Source organism: Bacillus sp. 2205SS5-2 (assembly GCF_037024155.1).
Taxonomy (GTDB): domain Bacteria; phylum Bacillota; class Bacilli; order Bacillales; family Bacillaceae_K; genus Bacillus_CI.
The window spans coordinates 1-17,346 of the sequence record NZ_JAYKTS010000032.1 but is presented as its reverse complement, the minus strand read 5'-3'; the positions used below and the strand labels follow the sequence as shown (position 1 = coordinate 17,346).

General features: G+C 37.6%; 13 protein-coding genes and 3 pseudogenes. 8 read left to right on the top strand and 8 right to left on the bottom strand.

What is annotated here, in order from left to right:
• Window positions 1-14: 14 nt before the first annotated feature.
• The 3 genes from U8D43_RS17375 to arcA form a co-directional block, all read right to left on the bottom strand.
• Window positions 15-1,370: a M20 family metallopeptidase gene (locus U8D43_RS17375; RefSeq protein WP_335872444.1), complete on the bottom strand. Its 1,356-nt coding sequence runs from the start codon at window positions 1,368-1,370 to the stop codon at window positions 15-17.
• On the bottom strand, window positions 1,330-2,367 hold the full coding sequence (argF, locus tag U8D43_RS17370) for an ornithine carbamoyltransferase (protein WP_335872443.1): 1,038 nt from the start codon (window positions 2,365-2,367) through the stop codon (window positions 1,330-1,332). The genes U8D43_RS17375 and argF overlap by 41 nt, the downstream gene beginning before the upstream one ends.
• A gap of 141 nt (window positions 2,368-2,508) precedes the next feature.
• Window positions 2,509-3,741 (bottom strand): arginine deiminase, encoded by a 1,233-nt coding sequence (gene arcA, locus U8D43_RS17365; protein WP_335872442.1) that lies wholly within the window; start codon window positions 3,739-3,741, stop codon window positions 2,509-2,511.
• Between the two features lie 1,366 nt (window positions 3,742-5,107).
• Here arcA and U8D43_RS17360 point away from each other — a divergent pair.
• Complete coding sequence (locus U8D43_RS17360) at window positions 5,108-6,754, top strand: glutamine--tRNA ligase/YqeY domain fusion protein (protein WP_335872441.1); 1,647 nt, start codon at window positions 5,108-5,110, stop codon at window positions 6,752-6,754.
• Between the two features lie 739 nt (window positions 6,755-7,493).
• On the opposite strand, the gene U8D43_RS21095 is transcribed toward U8D43_RS17360, so the two are convergent.
• Window positions 7,494-7,733, bottom strand: coding sequence for a histidine phosphatase family protein (locus U8D43_RS21095; protein WP_442893629.1), 240 nt, complete (start codon window positions 7,731-7,733; stop codon window positions 7,494-7,496).
• Window positions 7,734-7,892: 159 nt separating this feature from the next.
• On the opposite strand from U8D43_RS21095, the pseudogene tnpA reads away from it, so the two are divergent.
• The 7 genes and pseudogenes from tnpA (at window position 7,893) to U8D43_RS17325 (ending at window position 12,716) form a co-directional block, all read left to right on the top strand.
• A pseudogene (tnpA, locus tag U8D43_RS17355) lies at window positions 7,893-8,303 on the top strand (IS200/IS605 family transposase).
• A 49-nt stretch (window positions 8,304-8,352) separates the two neighbouring features.
• Window positions 8,353-8,814, top strand: coding sequence for an RNA-guided endonuclease InsQ/TnpB family protein (locus U8D43_RS17350; protein WP_335872440.1), 462 nt, complete (start codon window positions 8,353-8,355; stop codon window positions 8,812-8,814).
• Window positions 8,815-8,994: 180 nt separating this feature from the next.
• A pseudogene (locus tag U8D43_RS21090) lies at window positions 8,995-9,069 on the top strand (hypothetical protein); the annotation flags it as partial.
• Between the two features lie 178 nt (window positions 9,070-9,247).
• Entirely contained in the window at window positions 9,248-9,835 is a 588-nt protein-coding gene (locus U8D43_RS17340) for a bifunctional transcriptional activator/DNA repair enzyme AdaA (protein ID WP_335872439.1), read from the top strand.
• A gap of 84 nt (window positions 9,836-9,919) precedes the next feature.
• Window positions 9,920-10,543: a flavin reductase family protein gene (locus U8D43_RS17335; RefSeq protein ID WP_335872438.1), complete on the top strand. Its 624-nt coding sequence runs from the start codon at window positions 9,920-9,922 to the stop codon at window positions 10,541-10,543.
• A 1,458-nt stretch (window positions 10,544-12,001) separates the two neighbouring features.
• The gene (locus U8D43_RS17330) at window positions 12,002-12,484 is read left to right on the top strand and encodes a DUF2975 domain-containing protein (RefSeq protein WP_335872437.1); all 483 of its coding nucleotides are present in this window, start codon (window positions 12,002-12,004) and stop codon (window positions 12,482-12,484) included.
• Window positions 12,485-12,494: 10 nt separating this feature from the next.
• Complete coding sequence (locus tag U8D43_RS17325) at window positions 12,495-12,716, top strand: helix-turn-helix domain-containing protein (RefSeq protein WP_335872436.1); 222 nt, start codon at window positions 12,495-12,497, stop codon at window positions 12,714-12,716.
• A gap of 181 nt (window positions 12,717-12,897) precedes the next feature.
• On the opposite strand, the gene U8D43_RS17320 is transcribed toward U8D43_RS17325, so the two are convergent.
• The 4 genes and pseudogenes from U8D43_RS17320 to U8D43_RS17305 all read right to left on the bottom strand — a co-directional run bounded on the left by U8D43_RS17320 (window position 12,898) and on the right by U8D43_RS17305 (window position 16,974).
• Entirely contained in the window at window positions 12,898-14,286 is a 1,389-nt protein-coding gene (locus U8D43_RS17320) for a bifunctional metallophosphatase/5'-nucleotidase (protein ID WP_335872435.1), read from the bottom strand.
• Window positions 14,287-14,856: 570 nt separating this feature from the next.
• Complete coding sequence (locus U8D43_RS17315) at window positions 14,857-15,315, bottom strand: phosphotransferase (protein ID WP_335872434.1); 459 nt, start codon at window positions 15,313-15,315, stop codon at window positions 14,857-14,859.
• Complete coding sequence (locus tag U8D43_RS17310; protein ID WP_335872433.1) at window positions 15,279-15,773, bottom strand: phosphotransferase; 495 nt, start codon at window positions 15,771-15,773, stop codon at window positions 15,279-15,281. The genes U8D43_RS17315 and U8D43_RS17310 overlap by 37 nt, the downstream gene beginning before the upstream one ends.
• A 68-nt stretch (window positions 15,774-15,841) precedes the next feature.
• Window positions 15,842-16,974 (bottom strand): annotated as a pseudogene (locus U8D43_RS17305) (TIGR04053 family radical SAM/SPASM domain-containing protein).
• Between the last annotated feature and the right edge of the window lie 372 nt (window positions 16,975-17,346).

Genomic DNA, 17,346 nt, shown 5'->3' with positions numbered 1-17,346 from the left:
CTCCGTTTTCTAAACTATCGGGTTAATTGATAAATGGCTTTGCTATAAATTTTCATCGCTAGAAAGAGATCCGCTAAATCGATATATTCATTTGGTTGGTGTTCCACCTTTGGTCGACCTGGAAACATCGCACCAAACGCTACCGAATTCTCAACCGCTCGAGCATACGTTGCACCACCTGCTGAAATCGGCTTTGACGTTACATCCCCTGTCTCCTCTTGGTAAATCTTCATCAGTGTTTTCACTAACACATGATCTAGTGGCACATAAATTGAAGGTAACCAATCAAACTCTTGATATTCAAGACCATAACTTTGCGCTACTTTCTGTAGCTTATCAACAATTGTTGATTTATCGGTAGTGACAGGAATTCGAATATCAATGGAGAGCTTCTCTTTCTCATTCAGTTCCAATTTCCCGATGTTAAATTTTAATTTTCCACTTACAGAATCCTCGCATTGACCGAATATCTTACTTGCATAAGAATCTTCACCGATCATTTCTGCGATAAATTGAATGGCTTTCGACTGATTTCCCAGCCTTTTCAACGCAATCGCTAAGCGACTAATCGCATTGATTCCTTCTTCAGGTACTTGAGCATGAGCTGATTTCCCAAATACGGTAACTCCTGTGGAATCCTGCTCATACTTGTAGTTCAACTCCTTTAAAACAGACGCTAGTTTGACTTGATCTGTCCCCTTGTAACGAATTTGATCCGGTACCGCGTTAAATGCATTCCCTCCTTCAAGAAGGAGATTTGATGTATTTTCAGCGCTTAAGTGAAGCTGTAGCAAACCTTTTTCTGCGAAGGTAAGCGGAAAGCTAGAGTCTGGGACAAAGCCCATGTTTGGCATTTCTTCCTGCTCTTGATACCTACTCATACAACGCCAAAGTGTTTCTTCATCTGTTCCAAAAATAAAGCGAAGGCGTTTTGGAAAGGAAAGGCCAAGATCCATTAAGGTCTTCGCCGCATACACCGCTGCGAGAGTAGGTCCCTTATCATCCTGCGTTCCTCTTCCGAACATTTTCCCTTCTTTAATGATTGGCTCAAATGGAGGAGAGTTCCAGCTACTTAAATTTCCAGCCGGGACGACATCGAGATGGCCGAGTATTCCCACCATCTCTTCGCCTTCACCGATTTCAGCATAGCCGTAATATCCTTTTGGATCACAAAATGTTCGAAATCCTAGATCTTCACATAATTGAAGTGTTTGCTCTAACGCTAGTTGGATGCCTTCTCCAAACGATGTGTTTGGAGAAGTCTCATCAAGGACACTTGGAATCGATACAAGTTGTTTTAGGGATTCGTGAAGCTCAGATTCATTTTTTTTAAGTTGCGCTAGTAACCTCTCTTCGTTTAAAAAGCTCATCAATATCACCTTCCGCTAATGTTGTTGCCATGACCGCTTTAATGGTATGCATCCGATTTTCTGCCTCATCAAAAACCACAGAATTCTTACTTCGGAACACCTCATCCGAAACTTCCATTTCTGTTAGACCATATTTTTCATTAATCTCTCGACCTACTGCCGTCTCAAGATCATGAAAAGCTGGTAAACAGTGCATAAAGAGCGTATGATCTTTACCTGTTAAATCCATCATGGTTTTATTTACTTGGTATGATTTTAACATGTTGATTCGTTCTTCATATTGAGCTTCTTCACCCATTGAAACCCACACATCTGTGTAAATGACATCTGCTCCTTCCACACCTTCTGCTACATCCTCAGTTAAGGTGATCTTAGCGCCTGTTTCTTTCGCTAGCTCCTTAGCATAAGTAACGATTTCATCAGATGGGAATAGTTCTTTTGGTGCAATGGCACGGAAATCCATGCCCATCTTTGCCGCTCCAATTAATAAAGAGTTACCCATATTATTTCTAGCGTCTCCGACATAAGCAAACTTCACGCCTTTTAAGTGTCCAAGTTTTTCTTTGATTGTCATAAAGTCCGCCAAAATTTGTGTTGGATGATAAAGATCCGTTAGTCCGTTCCATACTGGTACGCCAGCAAACTCGGCTAACCCTACAACTGTTTCATGCTTAAAGCCACGGAATTCAATTCCATCAAACATGCGTCCAAGCACAATCGCCGTATCTTCTACCGATTCTTTTTTCCCAAACTGAACATCATTTTTGCCTAAATATTCAGGATGAGCCCCTAAGTCCACACATGCAACAACAAAAGCACAACGTGTCCGAGTTGAAGGTTTTTCAAATAATAGCGCAATATTTTTTCCATCTAGAACGCGATGTGGAACGCCTTCATTTTTTAAATTTTTAAAGGCAATGGACGTATCGATGAGGTATTCAATCTCTTCAGAAGTGTAATCTCTTAATGTTAAGAAGTTGCGTTTTTTTAAGTTCATGTTTTTTCTCTCCCTTTTAATTAAGCTCTCTTCGGAAGCCTTTACTATTTTTACAGCTGTCGATGGATCAGAAAAGAACTCTTCATTTTTAAAAAATTCGCTGATTGCACCATAATTGTATTTCCACTAAAACAGCTTTCACTAAATGTCTTCACGGTAGATTGGCATACTCATGCAACGCGGGCCTCCACGACCTCTTGAAAGCTCCGAGCTTGGTATTTCAATTACCTCTAAACCGTGCTGTCTTAATAGTTCATTAGAAACATAGTTCCGGTCATATGTCATCACGACTCCCGGGGCAATGGCTAGTGTATTAGATCCGTCATTCCATTGCTCACGTGCTGCTGCAATTGGATCACCACCACCACATGGAATTAAGACAATATTTTCTAATCCAAGAACCTCTTTTAAGGTCTCTGCTAAGTTGCTGCGTTCGGCAATCTTGACTCGTCCTTCTTCTTCCCCTTTTTCAAGGATAAAAATTCGCATATTTCCTTCTGGCCCTTGGATGGCTGGATGAATGGTAAATTTATCGTAATCAACCATTGTAAAGACTGTATCAAGGTGCATGAATGCTCGGGATTTCGGAATTTCAACAGCTATAACCTTCGTAATATCCTTCTGGTTTTTAAAAAGATTTACGGCCATTTTTTCGATGCCTTGAGCCGTCGACCGTGCACTCACTCCGACAGCAACGGTGTGCTTATCCAGTACAAGCTGATCGCCGCCCTCCATTGAAAAGCGAGAATCCCGTGTAATCCATTTCGGAATATCATGGCTCGCAAATCGTGGATGATACTTCATAATATAGTCCATGAAAATCGATTCTCTTACCCTTGCACTCTCATTCATTTTATTAATCGAGATCCCAGGTCCAATAACGGCAGCTGGATCTCTTGTAAAATACAAGTTAGGCATTGGATCTAAATAGAATGGATAATGATCCGCCATCAATTCGTATAAATGAACTTTCTTATCTTGTTCAATTTCCGTTTTCAGTACGCCAGACATCACCTTTTCAATCATTTCCTTCGTAGTTCCACTAAGTAAATAATCCTTCAAGTTTTGTCGTGCACCGTTAATATTCGATTTACTTTCTTCAAGCATTTGATCAATGAACTGTTCACGAAGTTTCTCCGTATGAAGCGCTTCTTCGACAAGTGTTTCTAAATATAAAACCTCTACACCTCGATTACGGAGTGCATTTGCGAAATAATCATGTTCCTTTTGTATAGCTGGAAGAAAAGGAATATCATCAAACAACAATCGTTGTAAATATTCGGGTGTTAAATTCTCAACTTCTCTTCCTGGTCGGTGTAAGATAACAGTTTTTAGTTCTCCGATTTCTGATCTAACATGGAGTGGGTATTTCATTTTGCGTCCCTCCTTGAGAATGTCTTTTTGTTTACATCCTTATTGTAGCGCGCTTTGTAAACGCTTTCTGTGATGGGGGCGTCTTTTTAATTGTGAAATATTTCACGAATTTTATGTACAGATATAAAAGATTGTGAATGAATATACAAGATTTACCTCCCTTATTTTTTCGATTGTTTGTCTAGTCCATTTTTCCAATGAATAAAATACGTATGAATTGAGATTTGTGTTATAAAAGTTTATATTTTCTGATTATTTTAACGATGGAGATTTGTCGTTGGAATTTGCATGCAGGAGGTAGTTATTTCCTGAAATATTTCCTGGGGTGACTTGCTTTTCGGGGATGTGCAACATACCTCTTCACGACCGCAGTATTAGTTTCAATTTCTGCCACAATTCTACTGAATAAACCTCTTATATCCAGTTCCTCTTCATAAAAACCCTATTCTCCTTCTATAAATTAAGGGAGATTCACTCGTTAAGGCGAACATACGAAGACAATGGAGGCTGATCCTACTGGTTGTGAAGCACTATTGAGACGGTTGCCGAGATCACATCCTAAACAGGAGATAATCCAAAATGATTTAGCTAAATGGCTAACGGGTTATGGTAGGGGAAAAACCGTAGATTTCTACTTGCAGGCTCTTGAAAGTAATTTCCATCTATTCCACGACCTTCGTTTTCAACTGGGAGATTCCTTCTTTCAGATCGATACACTCGTTATCCCCTTAACTTTCTCCAAATTATAGAAGTAAAGAATATTTCAGGTACTTTGTCCATTGACCCTGTATTTCAGCAACTCATCCGGTCAAAAAATAACGAAGAGGAAGGCTTTCACAATCCTATTTCACAGACTTAAAAACAGAAAAACATGTTATTTCAAGTGGTTGGAAAAATGCTTTTCCCCGATATTCCTCTCCATTATTTAATCGTAATTAGTTCTCCCTCCACTATTTTAAAAACCTCTACACAAAATGAGGGGATAGCAAACGTCATATGTCATGCTCTCTTACTTCCACAAATACCTTCACGATACACCGCGCTCCGCTTGCTTAATTCAATGGCCCTTTCCAACCTCGGGTCCAATAGAGGAAGCACCTATTTCCTAAATCGTTCTCTTAAATGAGGAGATTATTAGCTCCCTTGAAAAGAGCCTCATCAACAGAAATAAACTCTTTAGATTGCTTGCCGTTCTAGCGTTTGAATAAATGACGGCCACTAAACTTCTCGTTTACTTCTCTTTCATCGTGGAAAAACTTTAAGAGAGACTTATTTTCATCCGTTTGCACATTTGCTATAATAAAACATTATGCTTGATTACTTCTGATGAAGATCAGATATACATAAACGGGAAGGGTTGATTTAGTTGGAAAACTCTAACTTTATTAAAACGATTATCAAGGAAGATTTAGAGTCCGGAAAACGAAAAGAGGTTATTACTCGCTTTCCACCAGAGCCAAACGGGTACCTTCATATCGGTCATGCTAAATCGATTGTGATTAATTTTGGACTTGCTGATGAATTTAACGGAAAAACAAATTTACGATTTGATGATACAAATCCGTTAAAGGAAGACCAAGAATATGTTGATTCTATAAAAGAAGATGTTGCTTGGTTAGGATATGATTGGGACAATCTTTTATTCGCTTCAAATTACTTCGATGAAATGTATGAGCGTGCTCTCTTACTCATAAAAAAAGGAAAAGCCTATGTGGATGACTTAACGGCTGAAGAAATTCGTGAGTACCGAGGAACACTTACTGATCCTGGAAAAGATAGTCCTTACCGTAATCGATCAGTTGATGAAAACCTTGACCTGTTCGAGCGGATGAAAAATGGAGAATTCGAAAACGGAACAAAAGTATTACGTGCCAAAATCGATATGAGCTCTCCGAATATTAACCTACGAGATCCTGTTCTGTACCGAGTTTCGCATGTATCCCACCATAATACTGGCGAGAAATGGTGTATTTACCCGATGTATGATTATGCCCACCCGATTGAAGATGCACTTGAAAATGTGACGCATTCTTTATGTACAACGGAATTCGAAGATCATCGCCCACTTTACTACTGGGTAACAGCAGAATGTGAAATGGAGACTCAACCACAACAAATCGAATTTGGCCGTTTGAATGTAACAAATACCGTCATGAGTAAACGAAAGTTAAAGCAACTTGTCGACGAAAATTTTGTTGATGGTTGGGATGACCCTCGTCTGCCAACAATATCAGGCTTACGTCGTCGTGGGTTTACACCAGAGGCCATTCGAGAGTTTGTTTATGCAACAGGCGTCTCAAAAGGATCTGGCGCAGTAGATGAACAAATGCTCGATCATTTCGTTCGTGAAGACCTGAAACTAAAAGCGCCACGTACGATGGGGGTTCTTCGTCCTTTAAAAGTCGTCATCACAAATTACCCAGAAGGACAAGTTGAGATGCTCGATGCCGAAATTAATCCAGAAAATCCTGATATGGGGATTCGCCAAATTCCATTTTCTCGTGAGATTTATATCGAACAAGAAGATTTTATGGAAAATCCACCCAAAAAATACTTCCGTCTCTTCCCTGGTAATGAAGTACGCTTAAAGCATGCGTATTTCATCAAATGCGAAGATGTCATTAAAGATGAGGACGGGCATGTCTGTGAGCTTCATTGTACGTATGATGTGGAGACGAAAAGTGGGAGTGGCTTTACCGGTAGAAAAGTAAAAGGAACACTACATTGGGTCGACGCGAGTCAAGCGGTCCCAGCAGAATTCCGTTTATATGAGCCACTTATTCTTGATGATGTAGAAGCCACTAGTGATAAAAATTTCCTAGAACGTGTGAATGAACAATCACTAGAGGTTCTGAACGGATTCATTGAGCCGAATATGAAAGACGTTTCTCCACAAGAGAAATTCCAATTTTTCCGTCACGGCTACTTTAATGTTGATTCAAAACATTCGACAGATGATTATATTGTCTTTAACCGAATTGTTTCGTTGAAGAGTTCGTTTAAAATGAAATAATTATAAAAAGCCCTACGATGAAAAAAAAGTACATCGCAATGAGATTTTTGTAAAGTAACAATATAGATAGTTTATATTAAACCCTAATCAAGCATAACCCCGCTATAAATTTAGGACGGGGTTATGCTTGTTTAATTTTTGATGTAAGATACTCCAATTCACCTAAAAATATAAGAATAATGTCGATTAAATCTATATGCTACCTCACAATCGCGCTCTTTAATTGAACAAAACAAATTCCAAATTTACTATTTTTTTATTAATTCCTCTTCCCATAAATGTTCCAAACCCACTTCATTGTTGGTGTTAATCAATACAAACACATCAGGATTACTAAAAGTCTTCCAACAATCAAAATCAAAGTTGTTATCAAAATTCTTTAGCAAAGGCTGTTTTCGCAAAGATTGTGGCTTTTCGAATAGGAATATATCCCTTGATTTGTATGACTTCGTGCTCTTTTCCTAATGAAAATTTCTCCATTTCTAGATAAAAAAATAAGAAATCCGTCGAAAAAACCTTACTACCTGTTTTTTCTTTGTGCCAATAGCAACAAAGTATACGAAAAGAGCCTTAGCAAAAGAGACATTAAATTTCCGTGAATAACAATTATAGTGTTTTCAGATTCACTTTTAAAAACCTCATGTACTACGTTTACTATTCGGCTCATAGCTTCTTTACTCGACTCACTTCCATCAAATTTCAACTCCAAAATATTGAATGTTACTTTAAGTTTTTCAGGTCAATTTGGGAAATCCAGTGTACTTATTATACGTTCTGACAAACATTCTTCAATTTCTATTTTTATGTATATTTCCTTACTTGTTGGTTCCACTGATTGAATTGCACGTAAAAAAGGGATTGATTTGATACGTTCAATTTTAGTATTTGATAAAAAGTCAGATAGATATTTCGCTTGTATAAAACCCTTTTCTGTTAGTGGTGACCCCGAAGGTTGCCCCTGTGCTTCACAATGTCTCACATTGTATATCCTCTTTTTTCATACAAAGTTTCCCCCAATTATGTAAACAACTTATTTCTATAATAATTTTAAAGCAGTTATGAAGATTGAATTCGAATCAATGCCTCCGCATGATTAATGCTATCCTTTAAATAGATTGGCGAATTTGCGTGGCTTAACATTTCTTCAGTAGTTTACCATAATCCCTCCGTATTCTTATTGTATGATCATCTTTTCTTGGTAGTGAAACATCGTAGACAAGTATTTGATGCTGATAGGTCAAACTAGGCAAAAAAAAAATTTGTAGGAATAGCTCAGTCATATACTATTTCGGTTAAAGGCTGGAACCACGATAAAGACCCTATACACGTCATGTTCAAGGCACATCCTACTAGTGAAAGATCAAAGTTTCTAAATGCTTATAAGAGTACCAGTTCTCGATTGATAAAACGTGACTTTCCTTTGATTCGCAAAAAGCTTTTGAAAAAAATGTTTTGGTCAAGAAGCTTCTGTTTGATTCCAGCGGGTGGTGCTTCTATAGAAATCATTCAACAGTACATTAAAAACAAGGAAAAAAGTAGGTGTAGGTGATGTTGAAAGCCTATAAGTATCGTATCTATCGAAGAAGGAACAACGAATATTGTTCGCAAAAACCTTCGGATGTGTACCATTTGTCTACAACAAAATACTTGATGACAGAATTAGTTCTTATCAAGAATCTCAAGAAAGCATGGATCAATCTGTCAAGTATCCTACTCCTGCACAATACAAACCTGAATTTCCGTTTCTAAAGGAAGTGGATAGTCTTGCTTTAGCCAATGCACAAATGAATCTAAACAAGGCATACGCTACTTTCTTTCGTGATAAGTCAGGCGGATTCCCAAAGTTCAAAAGTAAAAAGGAACATCACCATAGTTACACGACGAACAACCAAAAAGAAACGGTATACATGGAAAATGGTTATATCAAACTACCAAAACTAAAGACACTAGTAAGAATTAAGCAACACAGACCATTTTCCAGCTTGATTAAGTCAGTAACGATTTCTAAAACCCTTACTAACAAGTATTTCGCTGCTGTTTTAGTAGAAGAAAATGAATAGTTGTATCTTAAACTTGATACTAAGGTAGATGTTGATGTTGGGCTGAAAGATTTTGCACTATTATCTAACGGGTAAAAAATACGAAAATCCTAAATGGTTGAGAAAGGCTGAAAAAAGACTAGCTTTTCTTCAATGTTCTTTGGCACGCAAAAAGAAGGGTTCAAACAATAGAAATAATGGAATTGTCCCGAGTGCCTCACCCACCATGATAGAGATATAAACGCAAGTATCAATTTGCTAAAACTAGCCATGTAATTGGTATTTTCTTTAAGGTAAGAATTACCCTTATAGCTTGGTAAATATAGATGGTTACTAAAAGCATCTACTTCCCAAGGAGCATTCTAACATAGAAAACCCATTCCTTTTATTACTCGGTAAAGTAATGCAGGGAGTGGGTTTTGTTCATAAATTAGAGTAAAATGGAAGCATTTAGATGGATCGAAGGGAGTTCGTTATGATGGGGATTGAATCCATTAAAGATCGTCAATGGAAAGCAATAGTTGAAAATGATTCTGCTTTTGACGGTGAATTTTATTATGCTGTTAAAAGCACTGGGGTTTATTGTCGTCCTTCCTGTAAATCTAGAATTCCTAATCTGGAGAATGTGGTGGTATTTAAAGATCCAGACGAATTGGATTCCTTTCCCTTTCGTCCTTGCAAACGTTGTAAGCCGGATCAACTGTTGTGGCCAGAAGAAGAATGGGTGGAAGAAGTTGTTCATTGGATTGACCAACACTATCATCACCATTTAACATTAGAAGGAATAGCAAGTGAACATCATCGAAGTCCTTTTCATCTTCAAAGAATGTTTAAACGTGTGAAAGGAGAAAGTCCCTTAGAATATATTCAAAAAATCCGGTTAGAAAAGGCCGCAATCCTTCTCTCACACACTAAGAAATCCATCACACAAATTAGTTTAGATGTCGGAATTATGAATATCTCATATTTTACAACGCTGTTTAAAAAGAAAAACAACTTGACACCCTCTCAGTACAGGAAGAGGCAACAAAAGACTAAGTAAATGAGACAGCAAGATATCAAAAGTTTCACACTTCCTTCACAGAGTATAATGAGACTGTGAAATGAAATGTGAAGGAGAGATATAATGCACAAAGTTATTAACCCGAAAATCTTATACTTTGGTACCCCTGTTGTCCTTGTTAGTACAAGAAATGCTGATGGCTCAAATAATTTAGCTCCTATCTCATCTGTGTGGTGGATGGGACAATCTTGCATGGTAGGGATGAGCGGGAATTCTAAGACAGTGGAAAATCTTCTTATAGAAAAGGAATGTGTCTTAAACCTTCCCTCGGTTGAACTTGTCGAAAAGGTAGATCGTTTAGCTCTTCTAACTGGAAAAACACCTATCCCTCAATATAAAAAAGATATGGGATACCAATTTGAAAAAAACAAATTTGAAATTGCTGGATTCACAAAGCAGCCTTCCAGAGAAGTAAATGCTCCTCGAGTAAAGGAATGTCCCGTTCAATTAGAAGCAGTAGTTAAAAATGTATATTCATTTGAACAACCTAGTGCAATGAAGGCAATAGAGATGAATATAGTAAAAGCACATATCGAGTCTAGCCTATTAACGGATGATGGAAAAAATCATATCGATTCAGATAAATGGAAGCCGCTTATTATGAGCTTTTGTGAATTTTATGGTTTAGGAGAGAAAGTTTTTCCTTCTACGTTAGCCAAACCGTTTACTGAACAGGCAAATAGGTAAACAAAAGAGAAAGTCTTCTCCATTCTTGTGTGAGAGGGTTTTCTTTTTTGCGTACTGTTAAAAAATATTATTCCAAGTTAAAGAGTAAGCCTTAAGTAGCACCGAAATAAATAACAATAGTTGGCTATTCAGTGCTATTTTCGTTGGATTTTACTTTTTTAACATTACGGGAAATGACGGAAGTTCTGTTGATCACAGCAAAACTTTATCGATTACATCCTTATTGATTGTCCTATTTTTAATCTCCCCTAAAAATAATTCGATGTTTTAATAGCTTAGCAAAATAACTTCATCTTATTTTAAGTACATTCCTTCGTATTTCAATTTAGGATAAAAACAATAAATGTTTAAGTTACCTCTAATTCAAATATTCAACAATCAGTCTGTTATATATAGTATCCGATCCAAAACATTGATATGATGCATCCTTTATCATTGTTTCCATGTAACCATAGATAAGCGGTTAAGAACTTGACGTGGAGCCTCTGTGGGCATGGTTGGTCTTGAAAGCCTGAAGCCGTTGTTTCATCAGGCATCCAAGCCTATCATACCCACCCCTCCACGTAAAGTCCTATGTTTGTTAACGTTAATAACTATAATTACTTACTATATATAATGCTTCTACAAAGATACAAATTTGGCATTTTTCGTATCTTTACTTACGTTGAATACGGTGGAAAATCATACTACATATAATAGCCCGATTGTTGAATAGAACGACTCGCTTTTTTGTCACTTAACAATTTTAGCGTGAATTCACATACGAATTCACGCTATTTTTTATTAATTATTAACTTAATAGTATTATTTTAACTCTTTGTGTAGTTTTTTTATAACAGTATTTATCGTGCACTTAGAAAACATATGTGAAGTAGCTTAAATATTTTGGTAGAATATGCAGATTAGCTTTAAATAATGGCTGTTTTCGCAAAGTTTGTGGCTTTTCGAATCCGTTTATCATCTATGATATAGCTTTGTTCCGGGCATCATTTACGAAAAGCGGAAGTGGCTCGCCCAGGGACGGCAGGCATCTGGAAGTACACGCAGTGAAGCCTGCTTCACGTAGTGGGCTGACAAATGCCATAGTCCCTAGCCACTGTAGCTAGATCATGAAAAGCGGAAGTGGCTCGCTTTGAGGCGACAGGCAAATGAAGAGCTCGGAGGTGATGCCTGCATCACTGGAGAGTTATTCATTTGACCCGAGCCTCAAGCCACTGTAGCTAGATCCGACTGTTTTTAATAGAATTCAACAGTGAAATGGAAGATTTAATCAAAATATAATGAAATAGCCACAATGTATACGAAGAGAGCCTTAATTAAAGAGCATTTTTATTTTTGTTCAAAACAAAACGTTTCTACACAACAATAAAAGAATAATAAAATTCAATGTTTTTTTATTGAAAAACGATATATTTTACCTTAAAATATCATTATCAATAAATATGTGAGGTGCTTTTTATGAAACAAGGAACAACATTGTTTTTAAAACTAGCTGTTTTTATTATCGGAACTCCTGTTCTTGTTTTGTGTATCTATGGGTTACCTTGGCTAGCAGGTGAAGTCGCAGAAATGCATATAGAATGGGCTTATTTGCAATATCTCGTTTTAGTCGGTGGGTATACGACCGCGATAGCGTTTTTCGTTGCATTGTACCAGGCTTTAAGACTTTTAAACTATATTGACAAGAACAAAGCGTTCTCGGAATTATCCGTAAAGTCGTTAAAAAATATAAAAAACTGTGCAATTACAATTAGTATTTTGTATGTGACTGGCATGCCATTTTTCTATCTCATAGCGGAGGTAGACGACGCCCCAGGAATCATACTACTCGGAATGGTCATTATTTTTGCTTCATTTGTGATTGCTGTCTTTGCTGCTGTGCTACAAAAACTATTACAAGAAGCAATAAATATAAAATCTGAAAATGATTTAACAGTCTGAGGTGAATATTATGGCGATAATAATCAATATTGATGTGATGCTGGCTAAAAGAAAAATGAGCGTGACAGAACTTTCGGAGAGGGTTGGAATAACGATGGCTAATCTCTCTATATTGAAAAATGCAAAGGCAAAAGCAATTCGATTATCAACCTTAGAAGCCATTTGTAGGGCTTTAGATTGTCAACCAGGGGATATTTTAGAATACAAAAATGACGAAGACACACAAGAATAGTAAATGACAAATCTCTTTACTGACGGTAAGGTTTAGTTTTAAAAAACGCTGTTGAAGTGAGAATCAACAGCGTTTTTTATGTGATTTTCTTGAGGCTTTCGAGGCGAACCAAAACGTATTTTTTTATTTGCTCCTCCTAACGAAACCTGTTAAACGTCACGTGGCACCCTTTTCTATATGGTTACACCGAGATTCCCGCTCTCTTTTTCCAACGCCTTATCGTTGCCTTCTCCATGAATTCTTGTTTTTGTCCATACAGTTTAATGACATCTTTAATTTCTTCTGGTCGATACAGTTCATTTTGATTATTTGAAAGAGGCGGGTAGCCAGATCCTCGCTGTAAATAATCGGAAGTGGCGACCGTGTACCATTCTTCATCTTCAAGTGGCCGCTCCCCTACAAATACCTCTAGCACCTTTCTTCCATCATGGGTGATTTCTGCACCTGAAATATGTAAACTCCCTACAAACTTCCCTCTAAATCCTGGACCTTTACCATCTGCTAAACAAACTTGAGCATCTAGTGACTGCTGCAGGGCCGCTTTGATATATTTCCCTTTTATTTCAATTGAAGTTGGGTTTAAAGGGGATGGACAAATCTCTATTAATTTCTTCTGAGATATATAGTGGAAAACGCCAGCATTACAAATACCACTATTAATCAAACCTAAATCCCCGTCCAACATATCTTTTAGACCATCTGCAATCAAATTGGACAGTGGATTTTCTTCCATTACGTCATGCCATAAGGGCCGGGCTAATTCATAAAGTGGACGACTTAATTGCTCAATTGCTTTTTCTTTATTTTTTGCTAAAATGGACAAGATTGTTGAATGTTGATCACTATTTCTCGTGGGGATAGTAGCCGAATGCAGCAGCTTCACCAACGAATCCTTTACTTCTAGTTCAACAATGCCAATATAGTCACCATAGCTGCCTGCACTATTGAGGATAGTCCCATTCATCGTCTTGGCTTCGGAATAAAGCTGATGGTCGTGCGCTGAAAGAATTACATCGATTTCGGGTACTTCCTTTGCTAATTCTTCATCAGCAACCGTTCCGATATGACTTAGGAGAATACAGATATCATATAGCCCACGTTTTTTATTCAATTCTTCAATTAGAGCCGTTTTATAGTTGGAAATATGAATACCTAAACCATCATTGAAGCCCCCTAAATCGGGAGACGATCCTGTAATCATAATTCGGAGATTGTTTTTTACAGTTACTATACTTTTGAAAACACTCTGAAAAGATGTAAGATCCTTCTTGAGTAAATTATTACTGATAAATGGAACCTTGCTGTTAAGGGCCATATATTCTAGTGTATCCGGACCATTGAACATTTCGTTATTTCCAATCGTTAGAGCGTCATAGCCTAGTGATTCTAATAATTCCACTGCCGCCATGCCCCTTGTTCCCTGAAGCTCGATACTTTTGAAGTCTGCAAAATCGCCGCCGTCTAGAAGCAATGTATGTTCATCTCGATGAGCATCAATCAGGGAAGCTGCGCGTGAAAACTGGTCAAAATGACTATGAAGATCATTAGTATGGATTATTTTAAGTTTCATAGAATTCTCCTTAAGAGTAGTATTTTCCCCAAGCTAACTAGATTCGGGAAAATTAACAAATCTCCTGCCTTTGCTAGTGATTTAAAGTTTTTTCAGCAAATAAAATTTGATATGTTAAACCTTATCATTGATATTTCTAGGGGGTGGGCAATTAATCAAGCAAAAAAATAAGCAGAGAGCATCTGCTTTTACATATAAATAGGGCTCTTCGCTATTTAGTGTTGACAAGACAATTTTCTAGGGTTCAATTGATGCTACCATTTTAGCTTAATGTCAGGATTCTACATATTGATTAAAACAAGCGAAAAACCAAACCGGACAAGGGAATGAGTTCAATTGCTCGCTCAGCATTCACCACCTGTTACAAGAATAATTGATTGAGTTCCGAAACCTACATAGTTGTTTGAACTAAATACTAAATAGCGAAGAAGCATAAATAGTCTGTTTCGCGACAGTATAAAAATCGAAAATAAGATAGGTTTTGATGTATTTTTTTAACAAAATCAACACAATAAAAATGGAATCCCTCAACCATAATTTTTAATAACGACAATGCAGAAAAAAAGAGTCCTAAAAAAACACATCCTCAAGCTCCTCAATTGTCTTGGCTTCCTGTGAAGAGTCACTTTTGGACATATAGTATGGAAGGTCACTAAAGCGATGAAGCAATAAATAGGTCATCAACTGCTCTTTAGATCCTTTATATCCATAGCTCTCTAAAAATTGCTGGGTAAGACCTTCCTCTGTAAAAAACATAAACATGATTGGCCCTAATAAGTCGTAGGTTGCATCCCCTAAAAAGCAATCAGCAAAATCGATGAGCCCATGCAGTCGCCAAGATCCTTCTCGCTTTTTCATGAGTAAATTAAATGGCGTATATTCCCCTGTTAATAACACCTTTTGAGGACATAACTGAATGTTTTCTTCTCGGACATAAGGCTCGACCATTTCTAGAAGGCTAGAAGACAATCCCATTTGTTGATGATGTGGTCTTACCCTATCCACTGCTCCGTAATAAATTGTTCCCATTTAATCTCACTTTCGACTAATGAACCTGTCGGAAGAGCATGTACTTTTTGGATTAACAGCCCTAAATCACAGGCAATCAGCTTTTTTTCATTAAATGAAAGCGCGTCCCATAGCTCAACTAGAAGATTCCCTTCAACCTGATTCATCGTGACATAGCTCCAACCTTCAAATTTCCCTACTCCAATCAGCTCAGGGACCTCGACGGGAAGAGGATGATGCTTTAGATGCTGAAGAATCTCTTGCTCAATGAGGAACTCTTGTTGGTCGAAAGAGGGAAATAACTTTATAACCACTCGTTCATCTAGGCTATAGACGATAGTCCCACCATAAGAAAAGCGACAAAGGGTCTCGAAAGGTAATTGTTCCTTTTGGGCAATTGCTTTTATTTTTTCATCCCAATAAGAATGTTCACTGTGTAGCTGTTCATACTGTTGCGGTTGTATTTCTGATAGTTTCATATAGGAGCTCCTTTGTTATGGCTCCCTATAACTTTTACTTAATTGTGTTTATTCCTTTTTATGTCCGTTTATACTCGCTGCTTTCTTTTTCGCAAAGCTTCTGGAATATAAACACAATACGGTTCACTTTCTAAATAATCACCCGTCACGGCATACGTACGAGAGCGTGATCCTCCGCAAATATAACGATACTCACAAACGCCACATTTTCCTTTATAAGCATCAGGATTACGTAGCTCTTTTAAAATAGGAGAATGACGGTAGATCTCTTTCAGTGGCTCCTCCCTTACATTTCCTGCCACTAATGGCAGTAGCCCACTTGGCGACACATCTCCTGTATGGGAAACAAAAATAAACCCATTTCCATCGTTAACCCCTTTAGGTGCGCGTTTTAATCCATCCTTAATAGACATCGATTTACTTGTCATCGTGTCTTCATAGCGAATATCTGTTCTTGAAATTATTTTTTCTTTCATCTTCTGCTGAAGCACGACCCGGCGGTAATGCTGGGCAGCCGTTGTTTTTATATCAAATGGAGCTCTTTTGCTTAGTTCATAAAGCCAAAGGAATACTTTTTCATGCTCAATAGGCGTTAAACAATCTTCCTGTTGTCCTCGACCTGTTGGAACCAGTAAAAAGATATACCACATTACTGCTCCAAGCTCTTCGACTAAGTCAGCCATTTTTCAATGACATCGATATTATATCGAGAAATCACCGTATTAATTTGTAACGGCATGTTCAATTCATTTAAATAGCGAATCTTCTCTACAGTTAAATCAAACGAGCCTGGGGTTCCACGGAAATGATCATGGACCTTAGGAGTAGGACCATCAAGACTAAATCCCCAACGAGAAAGACCAACCTCTTTCGCCCTTTCCATCTTATCAATTGTGACATTTTCCGTTGCGCTTGGGGTCATGGACATCCGCATTCCTTTATTAACAGCATACTCCGCTAATTGAAATAAATCCTCTCTCATCATACAATCTCCACCCGTAAAAACGAGCATAGGCTTATTCATATCATAAATATCACCAATAAGCCTCTTCCCTTCTTCATGGCTTAACTCAAGAGGATGAGGTTTTGTTTGAGCGTCTGCACGACAGTGTACGCATTTCAATTCACATGCTCTAGTAACCTCCCAGATAACAATAAACGGGTCTTCGCTGTAGTCAATGGTTGTATGGGGATGTTGCATCGTACTCACCTAACCTTTACTAGTTTGTGAATATCTTCACGATATAACTTCCATTATAATTCCCATAGACGAAAGGTGGAGGTCTGTTTGTTACAAACTATCAACATTCTATAGTTAAGGATGCTTTTCGAGTTCGTCCTTATTTCGTGATGAAGAAAGACTACGGACATCATTTTTAATCCAAAAGGAGGAAAATAAGGAGGGCATCCATCCATTTTTATATGCTAGAGCAAGAGTGTTGATTAACCAATTAAATCCATTAAAAAACTACAAAAAAGGACGCCCTTTTAGTAAAATTGTTGTTACGACACAAACAATTTAAAAAGGAGCGTCCCTATGAAACAGTCTACCACTTTCCCAAATTTGATTCAA

Excerpts from the sequence above, each read along its gene's own strand:
- U8D43_RS17375 (WP_335872444.1), bottom strand. The coding sequence starts at position 1,370 with ATGAGCTTTTTAAACGAAGAGAGGTTACTAGCGCAACTTAAAAAAAAT.
- argF (WP_335872443.1), bottom strand. The coding sequence starts at position 2,367 with ATGAACTTAAAAAAACGCAACTTCTTAACATTAAGAGATTACACTTCT.
- arcA (WP_335872442.1), bottom strand. The coding sequence starts at position 3,741 with ATGAAATACCCACTCCATGTTAGATCAGAAATCGGAGAACTAAAAACT.
- U8D43_RS17340 (WP_335872439.1), top strand. The coding sequence starts at position 9,248 with ATGGATCGAAGGGAGTTCGTTATGATGGGGATTGAATCCATTAAAGAT.
- U8D43_RS17335 (WP_335872438.1), top strand. The coding sequence starts at position 9,920 with ATGCACAAAGTTATTAACCCGAAAATCTTATACTTTGGTACCCCTGTT.
- U8D43_RS17330 (WP_335872437.1), top strand. The coding sequence starts at position 12,002 with ATGAAACAAGGAACAACATTGTTTTTAAAACTAGCTGTTTTTATTATC.
- U8D43_RS17325 (WP_335872436.1), top strand. The coding sequence starts at position 12,495 with ATGGCGATAATAATCAATATTGATGTGATGCTGGCTAAAAGAAAAATG.
- U8D43_RS17320 (WP_335872435.1), bottom strand. The coding sequence starts at position 14,286 with ATGAAACTTAAAATAATCCATACTAATGATCTTCATAGTCATTTTGAC.
- U8D43_RS17315 (WP_335872434.1), bottom strand. The coding sequence starts at position 15,315 with ATGGGAACAATTTATTACGGAGCAGTGGATAGGGTAAGACCACATCAT.
- U8D43_RS17310 (WP_335872433.1), bottom strand. The coding sequence starts at position 15,773 with ATGAAACTATCAGAAATACAACCGCAACAGTATGAACAGCTACACAGT.